This window comes from Halorubrum saccharovorum DSM 1137 (assembly GCF_000337915.1).
GTDB lineage: Archaea > Halobacteriota > Halobacteria > Halobacteriales > Haloferacaceae > Halorubrum > Halorubrum saccharovorum.
Genome location: NZ_AOJE01000058.1, coordinates 23,200 through 37,069 on the forward strand (window position 1 = coordinate 23,200; position 13,870 = coordinate 37,069).

General features: G+C 72.5%; 13 protein-coding genes. 7 read left to right on the forward strand and 6 right to left on the reverse strand.

The genetic code is table 11. The features are described 5' to 3' along the window. The first annotated feature begins 13 nt into the window (after nt 1-13). A complete protein-coding gene (locus C471_RS17175; RefSeq protein ID WP_004048915.1) occupies nt 14-277 on the forward strand; it encodes a hypothetical protein in 264 nt (87 codons plus the stop codon). On the opposite strand, the gene C471_RS10795 is transcribed toward C471_RS17175, so the two are convergent. Both C471_RS10795 and C471_RS10800 read right to left on the reverse strand, forming a co-directional pair. Continuing rightward, nucleotides 167-1,432, reverse strand: a complete 1,266-nt coding sequence (locus C471_RS10795) for a hypothetical protein (RefSeq protein WP_004048917.1) — start codon at nt 1,430-1,432, stop codon at nt 167-169. The genes C471_RS17175 and C471_RS10795 overlap by 111 nt on opposite strands. 28 nt (nt 1,433-1,460) lie before the next feature. After that, nucleotides 1,461-2,615, reverse strand: coding sequence for a glycosyltransferase (locus tag C471_RS10800; RefSeq protein ID WP_049909306.1), 1,155 nt, complete (start codon nt 2,613-2,615; stop codon nt 1,461-1,463). 75 nt (nt 2,616-2,690) lie between these two features. Here C471_RS10800 and C471_RS10805 point away from each other — a divergent pair, with 75 nt between their 5' ends. The 6 genes from C471_RS10805 (at nt 2,691) to pan1 (ending at nt 10,914) form a co-directional block, all read left to right on the forward strand. Next, nucleotides 2,691-5,594, forward strand: coding sequence for an FtsX-like permease family protein (locus tag C471_RS10805; protein WP_004048921.1), 2,904 nt, complete (start codon nt 2,691-2,693; stop codon nt 5,592-5,594). Then, nucleotides 5,591-7,201: a hypothetical protein gene (locus tag C471_RS10810; RefSeq protein ID WP_004048931.1), complete on the forward strand. Its 1,611-nt coding sequence runs from the start codon at nt 5,591-5,593 to the stop codon at nt 7,199-7,201. Before C471_RS10805 ends, C471_RS10810 begins: the two co-directional genes overlap by 4 nt. Continuing rightward, a complete protein-coding gene (locus C471_RS10815; protein WP_049909310.1) occupies nt 7,198-7,857 on the forward strand; it encodes an ABC transporter ATP-binding protein in 660 nt (219 codons plus the stop codon). Before C471_RS10810 ends, C471_RS10815 begins: the two co-directional genes overlap by 4 nt. Next, nucleotides 7,854-8,846 (forward strand): DUF1616 domain-containing protein, encoded by a 993-nt coding sequence (locus tag C471_RS10820; RefSeq protein WP_004048935.1) that lies wholly within the window; start codon nt 7,854-7,856, stop codon nt 8,844-8,846. Before C471_RS10815 ends, C471_RS10820 begins: the two co-directional genes overlap by 4 nt. A gap of 290 nt (nt 8,847-9,136) precedes the next feature. Next, the gene (locus C471_RS10825; RefSeq protein WP_004048937.1) at nt 9,137-9,463 is read left to right on the forward strand and encodes a NifU family protein; all 327 of its coding nucleotides are present in this window, start codon (nt 9,137-9,139) and stop codon (nt 9,461-9,463) included. A 233-nt stretch (nt 9,464-9,696) separates the two neighbouring features. Then, nucleotides 9,697-10,914, forward strand: a complete 1,218-nt coding sequence (pan1, locus tag C471_RS10830) for a proteasome-activating nucleotidase Pan1 (RefSeq protein ID WP_004048939.1) — start codon at nt 9,697-9,699, stop codon at nt 10,912-10,914. Between the two features lie 54 nt (nt 10,915-10,968). Here pan1 and C471_RS17710 read toward each other — a convergent pair whose 3' ends face one another. The 4 genes from C471_RS17710 to C471_RS10845 form a co-directional block, all read right to left on the reverse strand. After that, nucleotides 10,969-11,115 (reverse strand): hypothetical protein, encoded by a 147-nt coding sequence (locus C471_RS17710; protein WP_004048940.1) that lies wholly within the window; start codon nt 11,113-11,115, stop codon nt 10,969-10,971. A gap of 85 nt (nt 11,116-11,200) precedes the next feature. Continuing rightward, complete coding sequence (locus C471_RS10835) at nt 11,201-12,376, reverse strand: DHH family phosphoesterase (protein WP_004048942.1); 1,176 nt, start codon at nt 12,374-12,376, stop codon at nt 11,201-11,203. A gap of 102 nt (nt 12,377-12,478) precedes the next feature. Continuing rightward, nucleotides 12,479-13,417, reverse strand: a complete 939-nt coding sequence (locus C471_RS10840) for an NAD-dependent epimerase/dehydratase family protein (RefSeq protein ID WP_004048944.1) — start codon at nt 13,415-13,417, stop codon at nt 12,479-12,481. After that, nucleotides 13,414-13,863: a DUF5791 family protein gene (locus C471_RS10845; protein WP_004048947.1), complete on the reverse strand. Its 450-nt coding sequence runs from the start codon at nt 13,861-13,863 to the stop codon at nt 13,414-13,416. Before C471_RS10845 ends, C471_RS10840 begins: the two co-directional genes overlap by 4 nt. Nucleotides 13,864-13,870 lie beyond the last annotated feature (7 nt).

Sequence of the window (13,870 nt, forward strand, 5' to 3'; positions counted from 1 at the left end):
CCGGAGTCGGGGTGTGCGGCTGGACGACGCGCTCCGCGAGTCGAGGGCCTATCGCGCCCTCCGGACGCTCCGTCGGTGGGCCGACGACAGCGTCGTGTGCTCCGCCGTCGTCGACGAGCGCGTGCTGAAGGGACTCGTGGCCGTGTTCGTGGTCGGGAGCGTCCTCTCAGTGCTCGCCTCGAACCTCGGTGCGGGAGTCAAGTTCCTGAGCTTCCTGCTCGTGTTCGCCGTCCTCGGGGGGGCGACGGCCCGCCGCCTCGGTCCGGGCGGCGAGTGAACGCGAGGGGGATCGGGAGATGGATCGAGAGAGCGACCGGTACCACCCTTCGAGCGCGGGCGCGGCGAACACGCAGAGCAGGAACACGAAGATCGACCGGTGGCGCACCGTCGTCCCGAAGTTCGCGTCGACGAGGCCGTAGCCGACGACGCCGGCGAGGTAGAAGGCGCCGACCGCGACCGCGACCACCTCTCGCGCCTCTGTCTCCCGCAGCGAGCCGACCGCGGCGACGGAGACGACGACGAGCGCCGGCAGCGAGGCGATCGCGAGCGCGTCGAACGCCGAGCCGACGTGCAGCGGAAACGGCGCGAACTGGAAGTAGACGGCGCGTATCGGGGCCGCGAGCAGCACGTCGAGCCACGAGTCGTAGGCCATCCCTTCGAGGTAGGCGGCGCCTCCAGTCGCTCGGTACTGCAGGCGGCGATTGAGCGCGTCCACCGGGAGCACCGCCGCGAACAGGGCCAGTCCGACGACGCCGCTCGGAACCGCCGCCGGTACCAGCGCGCGGAGGCCGACCTCGCCGTCCGTGAGCCGGCTCGCGGCCAGGGCGCTCCCGCCGGCGACGGCGGCGATCACGGCGAGCAGCGCCAGCTCCTCGCGCAGGAGGAACACGGCGGCCCAGAGCGGCACCGCGGTCACGGCGGTCCAGTAGTCGCGCTCGTCCAGCGCCCGGACGACGAGCGCGAGCAGGACCGTCGCGAGCAGCGTCGACAGCGCGTCTCGCATGGGGAGCGAGGCGAACAGGAAGGGGAGCGGGAAGAACAACAGCGCGAGGACGAGCCCGTCCGTCCGGTCGATATCGGGGTAGAGCCGCCGCGCGATCGCCGCTGCCGGCAGCGGTGTCAGGACGGCGAACAGCCCGTTGAGCACCGAGACGACGGTCGTGTCGGCGTCGAAGATGACGTACGCGAGCGCCTGGAACGTCGCGAACGCGTCCACGGACGAGAACGGGTCGGTCGGGCTCCCGGCGACCACGCGGAGCGCGTTGGCGTGAAACAGCGCGATGTCCCACTCGTACGGCAGCGCCGGGAGGACGACGACCGAAAACAGCAGATGGCCGGCGAGCGCGACCCCCCCGGCGTACCGGTACACCGCGGGGTACGGGCGCGAGAGGAGCGCGAACGCGACGCCGACCGCGAGGATCGCCAGGAGCATCGCTCGGGCCGGAGTTACGCGCCTCGGATCATATACCTGCAGGTTCGGCCTCGTCCAGCACCTCGCGGTACACCGCCTCGGTCTCGCGGAGGAGCCGGTCGCTCGTGAACTCGCGGCGCACGCGCCGGATCGCGCTCTCGGAGAACCGCTCGTAGCGGTCGGGGTCGTCGAGAACTCCCTCGACGGCGGCCGCCAGCGCCTCCGGATCGCCGGGCGGGACCGTGCGCCCGGTCTCCCCGTCGACGCTGACGTACGGCACTCCGGTCGGAAGGTCGGTGTTGACGACGGGAAGCCCCCGCTGCATCGCTTCGAGCTGTACGATCCCGAACGACTCGTTCGCGCCGACGGACGGGAGCACGAACACGTCGGCCTCGCGGTAGAGCCGGTCGAGGCGCGCATCGGAGACGAACCCCTCGAAGGTCACGCGGTCCGTCAGCTCCCGCCTCGCCGCCTCCCGCTCCAGCGCGTCGCGCTCGGGGCCGGTGCCGACGACCGACAGCGATCCGTCGACGCGCTCCATCGCGGCGAGGAGCGTCGAAACGCCCTTGAACGGAACGAGCCGGCCGACGAACAGGACCCGCCGACCCCCGGGTCGACGCGGCGCGGCGGCTGTCTCGTCGGCATCGATCCCGAGCGGAATCACGGTAGTCTTGTCGGCGAAGGGGGCGACCGTCTCGCACTCGTCGCGCATGTTGGGCGACGTGACGAGCAGCCGGTCCGCGCCTCGCAGGAAGCGGTCGAGCACCGGACGGTACGGGTAGACGACCGGCCCCTTCCCGATGATGTCGTCGTGGAACGTCACCACCGTCGGGGCGTCGACGCGGGCCAGCAGGTGACTCACCGGTCCGACCGGAAACGGGAGGTGGTAGTGGACGAGGTCGGCCCACTCCGCCTGCCGCCGGAGCCGGACCGGGAAGGAGGGCGCGAGCGGGGTGGACTTGACGTTCCCGAGGTTCCCGGCTCGCACGACCGGAACCCCGTCCACCGAGTCGACGCCCCCCAGTCCGCGTTCGGTCGCCGTCAGAACCCGGAACGAGACGCCCTCGATCCCCGACACCAGCTGTTCGACGACGGTCTCGATCCCCCCCGTCACCGGGTGGTAGTGTTTGCTCACCTGGAGCACGCGGATCGGTCTGTCGTCGGGGGCGGCAGTCATCGCTTCGCTCACGACTCTGCGATCCACACGCTTTATCTTTAGGCTATCCAAAAAGCCGCCCGTGTCAGCCGATCAGTCGCTCTCGGCCGCCGTTTCTCCTCCATGAGCTACGCGCGAGCGCTGCTCGTGCGGTGGTCGACGCGTGACCGGCTCGCGGTGCTCGTGATCGCCGTGACCGCCGCGTTCCTCGTCGGTGCCGTCGTCGTTCTGCTCGGTGTGTCCGGGCAGACGACGGCGATGGCGGGCGACCACGGCGCGGACGCCGCCGTCAGCCTCGGTCCGCCGGCGACCCCGGCCGACGACGCCGTCGCGTTCCCACTCGCCGAGGCGACGGTCGACGGCGAGCGCCGGACGGTCGTCGGCGTCCCGCCCGACAACGGGTTCGGGATTCCGCCGCCGCCCGGGGTCGCCGGGGCGGGCTCCGGCGGGACGGTCACCGTCGTCGGCGACCGCGCGTCGGTGACGCGGACGGCGGTCGCCCGGTCGGGCGACGCTCCGTTTCCGGAGCCGTGGCTCGTGACCGATGCGGCGACGGCGACAGAGATCGGAGCCGACCGGGGACTCGCGCTCCGGCACACCGCGGATCCGGTGCCCGAGACGGGGGCGCCGCTGTCGGGCGTGCTCGCCTTCTTCCTCGTCGGGACGCGGCAGATGCTCGCCGTGTTCGGCGTCGTCTCCGTCGGCGTCGCGGCCCTCGTCGGCGTCGTCGCGTTCAGCGTGACGCGGATGACCGTCCGAGAGCGACGTGGGACGCTCGCCGTGTTGCGCGCGACGGGGGCGTCCGCTCGGCGCGTCGGCGCGCTCGTCGCCGCCCGCGCCGGGCTGCTCACGCTCTGCGGGGCGGCCATCGGCTACGCGGTCGGGGTGATCGTCCCGAACGCGGCCGCGACGGCGGGCGTCGCGCTCGGGTTCCCGGTCGGCCTGCCGCTCGAACTCACCGGCCGGGCGACCGCGCTCGTGGCGGCGGTGCTCTGCGGGCTCGTCTGCGTCGGCGTCCTCGCGGGGGCGCTCGCCGCGCGCTCGGTCGTCAGCGGCGCACCGCTGGACGCGGGCGAGGAGACGGCCGAGCGGTCGCGGGTCCCCGCCCTCCCGTTCCGCGCCGACGGCTCGGACCTCCTCCCCGAGGGACCGAAATTCCTCTCCGCAGGCGCCGTCGTCCCGACGGTCTCGACGCTCACGGTGTTCGTCGCGTTCGTCCTCGTCGTCGCCGCGCTCGGCGGGGTGCTCGGGGGGCTCGGCGCCGGCGGGGGCGGCGGCATGGTCGTCGAGCCCGGGTCGGTCCACCCCGTCGACAGCCGCGTCCCGACGGCCTACGCCTCGGCGTTCCGCCAGCGCGGCGTCGCCGCGAGCCCGGAGATCCTGCTGTTCCTCGCCCACGACGGCCGGGCGTTCCCCGCTCGCGGCGTCGACTTCGACGCCTACTGCTCGGTGTCGGACGCCCGAGTCGTCGCCGGCTCGCCGCCGAACGCGACCGACGAGGCGCTCGTCGGGGCCGGGCTCGCCGACACGCTCGACCTCGCCCCCGGCGACGAGCTCGCGCTCGGCGGCAGCACGACGCGGGCGGTCGGCACCGTCGAGATCGTCGGCGTCGTCGCAGCCGGCGGCGCGGCCGACGACCACCTGCTCGTCTCGCTCCCTCTCGCGCGCCACTTGGAGGGCGTTCCGGACGGTGCAGCGAACCTCGTCCGGTACCGCGAGGGCGGCGAGGCGACGACCGACGAGACGATCGCCACGCTCGGGATCAGCGCGCAGCGACGGGTCGCCGTCGGCGAGAACGTCACCGTCACCGTCCGGCTCCGCAACGTCGGCGCCGAGCGAACCGCGCGGACGCTCCGGGCGTCCTTCGGCGATCAGGTGCGTCGCGAGCGGGTGACCCTCGGCGGCGGCGAGGAACGGACCGTCGCGCTCTCGTTCCCCGCTCGCGAGGCCGGCACGCGAACCGTCTCGGTCGGCGACCGCCGGTGGTCCGTGCGGGTCCTCTCGCCCGAGACGCTGGTGTTGGCGCCGCTCCCCGACCGCGGACCGACCGACGCGACGCTCCGCGTCGGCGTCGGCACCGTCGCCGGCGACCGCGTCGACGGCGCGACCGTCTCGGTCGGCGACCGAACCGCCCGAACGGACGCGAACGGCAGCGCCCGCGTGCGGCTCCCGTCGGACCCGGGTCGGCACACCGTCGCGGTGACGGCCGGCGAGCGCTCGGCTTACCGCGACATAACGGTCGGAAGGGACGCCGCGCGGTCGCCGGCGACCCGACTCGCGCTCCCCGACGAGACCGGGGTGTTCACCGCACCGACGGCCGGACTCCGGGTGCGGAACCCGTGGGAGCGGTCTCTCGGTCCGGCGGCGACGCTCTCGGGACCGGGCGTCGACCGGACGCGAACCCTCCGCCTCGCACCCAGCGAGGAGGAGCGGCTGGAGGCGACCCTCGCCCGTCGCCCGCCGGGGACGTACCGCGTTCGCGGGGGCGCCGGCGACGCGAGCGCGACCGGGGAGTACCGCGTGGTCGGCGACGACCGACTGGCCGGCGCCGTCGCCGCCAGCGGCCGCGACGCGGGCGGCGCCGGCGCCGGCGGGCTGGTCTCGCGGGCCTTCGGGAACGTCGCGCTCGTGCTCGCGACGCTCGTGGGGCTCGGCGCGGTGATGACGATCGGGAGCACCGTCGCGGCGTTCGCGGACGCCGTTCAGGCGCGCCGCCGCGACATCGGGACTCACCGCGCGCTCGGCGCCGCGCCCGGTCGAATCGCGCGGCGGGTCCTCGCCGACGCGGCGCGGATCGGCCTGCCGGCCGCGGTCGCGAGCCTCGCGCTCGCCGGCGTCGCGCTGGCGGCGCTGTCCCGCGCCGGGCTGCTCACCGTCTTCGGCGTCCGACTCGCCCCGAGCGTTCCGCTCTGGCTCGCGCCGCCGCTCGCCGTCGGCACGCTGGTCATCTCGCTCGCGAGCGCCGGGATCGTGGCGTGGCGGTACTGCGCGGTCGACCCGTCGGCGCTGTTCGGAGGTGACCCGTGAGCCGTCGCGACCCGTCGCTTTTCGCGGCCGTCTTCGCCGTCGGCGTCGCGGCCCGACTGAGCCCGCTGGGTCGCTCCCCGCTCCCGTACAACACCGACGGGTTCGTCTTCGCCAGCGGCGCGGAGCGCGTCCTCGCGGCGGACGCCGTCGCGCTCACCGGCCCCGCCGCGCCCGCCGCCGACCAGTACCTGTTCGTGACGCTCGCGGCGGTCGTGAGCGAGCTCACTGGCGTCGCCCCGCTGTACGTGCTCCAGGGGCTCGTCGCCTGCCTCGGGGTTGTCCCGGCGCTCGTGGCCGTCGCGTACGTCCGTGCGATCCTGGCCGACCTCCCGCGACCGCACCGGCGCGGTGCCGCCGCCTTCGTCGGCGTCGGGCTCGCGCTCGACGGACCGTACCTGTTCCGAACGATGTCGGTCAACGGGGAGGTCCTCGGGCTCGCGGTGCTGTTCCCGTTCGCGCTGGCGCTCCACCGGGCGCTTCGAACCGAGCGCCCCGCGTGGGTCGCGGCGACAGTCGCGCTCGCCGCGACGTTGCCGTTCGTCCACAACCTGACCGCGCTGATCGCGGGACTGATCGCCACGGTGCTCGTCGCGCTCTCGCTCGCGCGGCGACCGTCCGCCCGTCGCGCCGCGGCGGGAGCCGCCGGAGTGGCCGGCTTCTGGGCGTTCACCGTCGGCTACTACGAGCTGGTGGCGCTGCCGAAGGCGGGCGCGGTCTCCGCGGCGCTCGGGCTGTTCCTCGCGTGGGTCGTCGCCGCCGTCGCGCTGGCGCGCTGGCTCGACACCGCGACGCCGACCGTACAGCGGGCGGTCCCGCTCGTCGCCTTCGCCGCCGGCGCGGGCGTGTTCGCCCTCAACGCGGTCGCGCCGGTGTTCCCCGGGACGGCGACCACGTCGCCGAGGCTGCTGGCGCTCGCCGGGCCGCTCCTCTGTCTCCTCGGCGTCGCCGCGGTCGGACTCCCGCGGCTCGCGACCCGGCGCGGGCTGGCCGTCTTCGCGGCCGTTTTCGGGCCCCTCGCGGCCGTCGGTTTCGCGTTCACGGGCGGGAGCACGCCGCTGTATCAGGACCTGGCGTTGCGCGCGTCCACGTTCCTCCACCCCGGCGCGCTCGTCGCGGTCGCGGCCGCGCTCGCGGCGCTCCGTCGCCGCCGTCCGGCTCTCGGGCGGGTCGCGGTGTGTTTCGCCGTCGCTGCGCTCGTCGCCTCGGCGGTGCTCCCGTTCGCCGGGCTCGGAACAATCCCGTTCGAGCCGGTCACCGAGCCGGCGGAGCTCGACGCCGTGACCGCGGCCGACGACCGCGCTCCGGACGGCTGGGCCACCGACGCCCACCTGGCGCTCGCCGCCGACAACTACCGGTCGAGCGGCGCGACCGCAGCGCCGGTGGCCGCCTGGCTCCGCGGCGACACCGGTCCGCCGGACTGCCCGACGCTCGCTCGCGAGTCGTGGACGACGGTCGGCGCGCCGACGGCGGTGGAACCGCACCGCATATCACGGCCGGCGTACGAGGAGTGGCTGATGAACGGCAGCGTCCTCTACGCCAGCGGCGGGGCCGACGGCCTCGCGCTCCGGTGGGCGGACGGCGCCTGCTCCGGCGGGGTGCGGCCGTGAGCGACCCCGTCGTCGCGGCCCGCGGCGTGACGCTCACCCGCGGTGACCGGGCGGTCCTCGACGGGCTCTCCTTCGAGGTGCCGGCGGACGCCCGGCTGTTGGTCCGGGGGGAAAGCGGGGCCGGAAAGTCCTCGCTGTTCGAGGTGCTCGGACTGCTCGCGACGCCCGACGGCGGTCGCGTCGAGGTCCACGGCGAGGACGCCGCCCGGCTCCCCGAGCGCGAGCGGGCGGCGCTCCGGCGGGACCACTTCGGCTTCGTGTTTCAGGACTTTCGGCTCATCGACGACCTCAGCGCCTACGAGAACGCTCGCGTCCCGCAGGAACACGCGGGCGAGACCGACGAGGCGTGGCTCGACACGCTGTTCGAGCGACTCGGGATCGAACCGCTCGCGGACCGTCGCCCGCCGACGCTCTCCGGCGGCGAGCGCCAGCGCGTCGCCATCGCGCGAGCGCTCGCGAACCGACCGAGCGTCATCCTCGCCGACGAGCCGACCGGGCAGCTGGACCCGTCGACGACCGACGACGTGCTGGCGACGCTGGCGTCCGTCCACGAGGAATTCACGCGCGCGCTCGTCGTCGTGAGCCACGACCCGCGGATCGCCGGCCGGTTCGACGACGTTCACGTGCTTTCCGACGGTCGGATCCGCCCGGAGTGACCCGGAAACCGGAGAACGACAACGCCTTTGACGACGCGCCGATAGCCGCGGACGTGAACCGCCCGGACCGGTCGCCGCTGGCCGCGCTCCGCCGCTCCCCCGACATCGCGACGGCGCTCGCGGTGGCGATCGCGGCGGACGCGTTCGCGCTCGCGCCGGTGGTCCGGGACACGTCGCCGCGCGTCGTCTTCGGCTTTCTGCTCGTCCTCTGGGCACCCGGATACGCCGTGATAGCCGCCCTGTTCCCCCCCGCCGCCGAGGAGGGAGACGCGCCGCTCGACGGGTTTGAGCGCGCCGCGCTCTCGATAGCCGCGAGCGCGCTCGTCGCCGGGGCGTCCGGCGTCGCGCTGTCGGTGCTGTCGGTCGGCGTTCGACCGGCCCCCCTCGCACTCGCGTTGACTGCGGTCACGGTCGGGGCGTCGGCCGTCGCCCTCGCCCGCCGGATGAGGCCCGGAACGCCCCGGGTCGAGGTCCCGACTCCCGGCGTCTCGGTCGACGACCGGCTCACGGTCGCCTTCGTCGCCCTCGCCGTCGCTGCCGTCGCCGTCGCCGGGTTCGCCGTCGCCTCCCCGCCGGAACCGTACGCGACGCTGTCGATCGCGAGCGCCGACGGCTCGGCGCTCACCGACGACGCGCGGACGATCGCGCCGGGTGAGAGCGTCGACCTGGCGGTCGCGGTCCGGAACCGCGAGCGTGAGGCGGTCACTTACACGGTCGTCGTCGTGGCCCGCCCCGCCGGCGCCGCCGCTCCCCCCGATGCGTCGGCCGGCGGGAGCGGCGGCACCGCGGACCCGACCGAACTGCACCGCTTTTCGCGGATCGTCGCGCCCGGCGAGACGTGGCGGCGCCCGCACTCCGCGTCGCCCCCGTTCCCCGACGACCGGACGCGCGTCGAATACCTGCTCTACCGGGACGCCCCTCCGGACGCTCCGACGATCGCGAACGCTGACGAGTCGGTTCACGTCTGGTTCACCGCGACCGACGCCTGACGCTCCCCCGCGCCGGACGCCGGGATCTATCGCCTCGACGCGAGAGAGCGCCGCGAGGACGGCCGATCGGTGAGCGTGCCGAGTCACCCGTTCGGACGCTTTATACTCGGTTTCGTATCTGAGTCTAAAACCTCGGATCGAGTTCGCGGTCGGACCTCCGTACTCGCCTTCCGCCGAACGCGGATATATCGACGTATGTTTGGATTTTGGCACACCAAAAACACATTCCGATTCTTTTGGCTCACCTAATTGCGAGGTTTTATGACATTTCCGCCTGATCGCTGAACTGTATGAGCGCCCAAGGACTCGAACGACAGACGCGGCACTACCTGAGCAACAACGTTCCGCAGATACAGGAGCACGGCGGCCACTTCGAGATCGAGGACGTGAACGAGGAGACGGGGGAGGTCACTGTCGCCATCGGCGGCGCCTGCTCCGGGTGCGGCATCGCGCCGATGACGATGAAGGCGATCCGACGGCGCCTCGCCGACGAGCTCGACGGGGTCTCGGAGGTGACCGTCCGGCGAGCCGGTGGCCCGCGGGCGGCGGTCATGCCCGACAAGACCTCCGAGATGGAGGAGATGGAGGAGTACACCGACTACTCACCCCCGTTCTGACGACCGCGCCGGGCGCCCTCGACCGATTATTTTGCTCATCTGCCACGACCGATCGAGCTGCGACCGCGGCGGATCGAGTCCGATGACCGACGCTCACCGGCGGAGATCGCGGCTCACTCCCGGTGCAGTCACCCTGAACAGCGCTTCGACTCCCTTCGAACGTTCCCTACCCGACTTCCTTCGAACGTCCCCTACCCGAAACCTCTTACGCGCGAGACGCCTTATTACGCACAATGACAGACACCGTCGACGACGTCGAGCTGCCCTACGACGAGGGGTCGGCGTCGAGACAGGAGAAGATCGAGTCGCTCCAAGAGCGGCTCGACGTGCTCGAGTCACAGAACGAGGAGATGCGTGACAAGCTCCTCGACGCGAACGCCGAGAACAACAAGTACCAGCAGAAGCTCGAACGGCTCACCCACGAGAACAAGAAGCTGAAGCAGTCCCCGCTGTTCGTGGCGACGGTCCAGGAGGTCACGCCCGACGGCGCCGTCATCAAACAGCACGGGAACAACCAGGAGGCGCTCACCGAGATCACCGCCGAGATGCGGGAGAAGCTCAACCCGGACGACCGGGTCGCGGTGAACAACTCGCTGTCCGTCGTCAAGAAGCTGGAGAAGGAGACGGACGTGCGCGCCCGCGTGATGCAGGTCGAGCACTCCCCCGACGTCACCTACGCCGACATCGGCGGGCTGGAAGACCAGATGCAGGAGGTCCGCGAGACCGTCGAGATGCCCCTCGAACACCCCGACATGTTCGAGGACGTGGGCATCACCCCGCCGAGCGGCGTCCTGCTGTACGGCCCGCCGGGCACGGGGAAGACGATGCTGGCGAAGGCGGTCGCCAACGAGACGGACGCCACCTTCATCAAGATGGCCGGCTCCGAGCTCGTCCACAAGTTCATCGGCGAGGGCGCGAAGCTCGTCCGCGACCTGTTCGAGGTCGCGCGCGAGAACCAGCCCGCCGTCCTCTTCATCGACGAGATCGACGCGATCGCCTCGAAGCGGACGGACTCGAAGACCTCGGGGGACGCCGAGGTCCAGCGGACGATGATGCAGCTGCTCTCGGAGATGGACGGCTTCGACGAGCGCGGCGAGGTCCGGATCATCGCCGCCACCAACCGCTTTGACATGCTCGACCCCGCCATTCTCCGGCCGGGCCGCTTCGACCGGCTCATCGAGGTGCCCAAGCCGAACACCGAGGGCCGCGAGATCATCTTCCAGATCCACACCCGGAAGATGAACCTCGCGAGCGACATCGACTTCACCGAGCTCGCCGAGATGACGCCGGACGCCTCGGGCGCCGACATCAAGGCCATCTGCACGGAGGCCGGGATGTTCGCGATCCGCGACGACCGCACCGAGGTCACCCTCGACGACTTCCTCGGGGCTCACGAGAAGCTCCAGAAGGACGACGAGACCGGCGCCGACGACTCGCTGGCGTTCGCCTGATTCGGCTCGCCACCGCCGATTTTTCTTCCGTTTTTCCGATCGCGTCGCCAGTCGCTACAGCGCTCGCAGAGCCGCGTACGGTACGAGGAAGAAGAGCACGAATATCAACCCGGTCGCGATCGCGTAGCCGACGCCGACGCCGGCGAGCGCGCGCCAGCCGTCGTCGGTAGGGAGATCGCCAAGCGAGAAGTCGGTGTTCATACCCGTTGCTTCGCCGCCGTCGACTTAACTCTCGGTGGCCGACCCGCCCCGCCGCGCTCCTTCTCGTCCGCCGGCCGCTCGCCGCTCACACGTCGCCCGCCATCGCGCGGAACAGGTCGTCGGCGAGCCGATCGCGGTCGACGGTCTCCGGTCCCTCGTCGCCGGTCGGGTCGATCGTGGGCGCGATCGTCCCGCCGCCCATCCGCGAGTGGCCGCCGCCGTTGCCGTTCTCGCGGCGGGACAGGACGGCGTCGATGGCGTTCCCCATGTGAACGCGGTCGTCTCGCGACCGGCCGGAGAGGTGGATCGTCCCGTCGCGCTCGCCGATAACGACGACGGCGCTTACCCCCTCCAGCTGGATCAGCTCGTCGGCCGCCTGCGGGATCGCGTCGACGTTGTTCACGCCGCCCACGTCGGCGACCGCGAACGACCCCTCGACCCGGCGTCCCGCGATCGCCCGCGCCTTCACCTCCAGCACCTCGGCGTCGACCGCCGGGTTGGCGATCCGGTCGAGCCGGTCCTGGTCGACGCCGGGGTACACGTACGCCGCCGCCGCGAAGTCGGGCTCGCTCGCGCCGACCGTGAGATGTTTGGTGTCGGTGAGGATCCCGTACAGGAGCCCGGTCGCCGTTGGGGTCGGCAGCGTGAGGTCGCTGTCCGTCTCGCTCGCGTGCTTGTCCGGCGGCACCGGCGTCGCGTCGTTCTGCTGGAAGTACTCCGCGACGACCGAGGCCGTCGCGCCGTAGTCGGTCCGCACGTCGGTGAACGCCTCGCCGGCGCCGTCGCCGGGGTGATGGTCGACGACGGCGAGCGGGAGCACGCCGTCGGCGCCGGCGAATCCGCGCGGCTCGTTGTGATCGACCAGCACGACCGACTCGGCGGCCAGGTCGCTCACGTGCTCGATCGGCTCCAAGTCCAGATCGAGCACCGTTCGGAACGCTCGGTTCTCTTGGTGGCGGATCTGTCCGGGATACTGCACCGTCGCGTCGACGCCGAGCTGTTCCGCGAGCGACGCGACACCGAGCGCCGCCGACATCGCGTCAGGGTCCGGATTCGGATGCATCAACACCGCGATCTCGTCGCGGTCGGCCAGCAGTCGACGGAACCTGATGCCGGGCGTCCTGCGAGCGCGGAACAGGACGTACCCTCCGACGGCGACGACGAGCGCGACGATCGCGGCCACGACGACGAGCTCCGGAGCCTCTCGCGCCATCGCCTCCGCCTGCGAGAGTCGGTCGCCGGCCGCGCTCAGGGACCACATACGTGCCGGTCGACTCGCTCCCGATACATCAAGGTTCGTTACCGTTTCGACCAGCCGACGACGCGATAGCCGAAATTCGACCGATCGCGCCTGTCTGCGGGCTCACTCGCTCGCCGCTCGGAACGCCCGCACTGCGTCGCGATACCCCTCTCGGAAGGTCGGGTAGGCGAATTCGTAGCCGAGCGCCCGCAGGCGGTCGTTCGAGCAGCGCTTGCTCGTCCGGATCCGCCGCTCGGCCGCCGCGGAGAGGCCGCCCTCCGCGATGCGCTCTTCCTTCGACCGCTTCTCCGGCCGCGACACGCCGCACGCGTCGGCCAGCCAGTCGGCGAACGCGTGTTTGTCCGCCGGCTCGTCGTCGACGACGAGAACGGCGTCGCCGCGGGCGCGGTCGGCTTCGAGGAGGTACCGGACCGCTCCGGCCGCGTCGTCGCGGTGGACCATGTTGAGGTAGCCGGCCGTGACCGGGCCGTCGACGTAGCGTTCGAGCCGGTAGCGATCGGGTCCGTACAGCCCCGCGAAGCGCGCGACCGTCCCGTCGACCCCGAACTCCGCCGCCGTCTCCAGCGCGGTCCGCTCCGCCTCGGCGAGGACGCGGGTCTTCTCGGTCGTGGGCTCGATCGGGGTCTCCTCGTCGACCCACGCGCCGTCGTGGTCGCCGTACACGCCGGTCGACGACGTGTAGACCAGCCTGTCCGGGGTCGCCGCCCGCGACCCGTACGCCTCGATCACGTTCCGCAGACCGTCGACGTACACCTCGCGGGCGGCCGCGGCGCCGCGACCGCCGGAGCTGGCAGCGAACACGATCGCGTCTGCGTCGGGGAGCGCGTCGAGCGATTCCGGGTCGGTCGCGTCCGCGCGGACGGCGTCCACTTCGGCCTCGCCGCCCGCGTTTCCGTCGCCGTCCACTTCGTCCCCCATCGACTCGATCGCGCCCAATCCGGCGTCGGACCGCCGGACGCCCGTCACGGAGTGGCCGCGCTCGGCCAGCTGTCGAGCAAGCTCGAGGCCGACGTAGCCGCAGCCGACCACGACGACCCTCATGGCTTCCGCCGCTCGATGACCGCCATGATCTCCGCGAGCTGGCCCAGCGTCATCGGGGCGCGTCCCTCCAGCGCCTGCTGGACCTCCTGTCCCGTGAGGTCCGCGTCGATCGCGGCGGCGATCGAATCGACGTCGAGCACCGCCGTCGCCATCCCCATCAGCAGGTGGTCGCGGACCTCGGCGACGACCGCGTCGCCGTCGCGGTCGGCCGATACGGCGACTATCGCGGCCCCGTCTTCGAGTCGGAGCCCCGAGACGTTGCCGTCGATAACGGCGTCGATGGCGGCTCCGTCGATCCCCGCCTCCTCGGCGATCCGATCGTGACCGACCTCGGCGGCCGCCTCGTTCACCAGCGCTTCGAACGCCGCCAGCAGCGTCGCCGCGGTCACCTCGTCCGCGTCGCTTTCGGCTCCCGTCGTGCCGTCGACGACGACCTCGTGAAACATGGTCGCC

Coding starts and splice junctions, on each gene's coding strand:
- C471_RS10835 (WP_004048942.1), bottom strand. CDS start 12,376: ATGTGGTCCCTGAGCGCGGCCGGCGACCGACTCTCGCAGGCGGAGGCG.
- C471_RS10805 (WP_004048921.1), top strand. CDS start 2,691: ATGAGCTACGCGCGAGCGCTGCTCGTGCGGTGGTCGACGCGTGACCGG.
- C471_RS17710 (WP_004048940.1), bottom strand. CDS start 11,115: ATGAACACCGACTTCTCGCTTGGCGATCTCCCTACCGACGACGGCTGG.
- pan1 (WP_004048939.1), top strand. CDS start 9,697: ATGACAGACACCGTCGACGACGTCGAGCTGCCCTACGACGAGGGGTCG.
- C471_RS10825 (WP_004048937.1), top strand. CDS start 9,137: ATGAGCGCCCAAGGACTCGAACGACAGACGCGGCACTACCTGAGCAAC.
- C471_RS10845 (WP_004048947.1), bottom strand. CDS start 13,863: ATGTTTCACGAGGTCGTCGTCGACGGCACGACGGGAGCCGAAAGCGAC.
- C471_RS10795 (WP_004048917.1), bottom strand. CDS start 1,432: ATGCTCCTGGCGATCCTCGCGGTCGGCGTCGCGTTCGCGCTCCTCTCG.
- C471_RS10840 (WP_004048944.1), bottom strand. CDS start 13,417: ATGAGGGTCGTCGTGGTCGGCTGCGGCTACGTCGGCCTCGAGCTTGCT.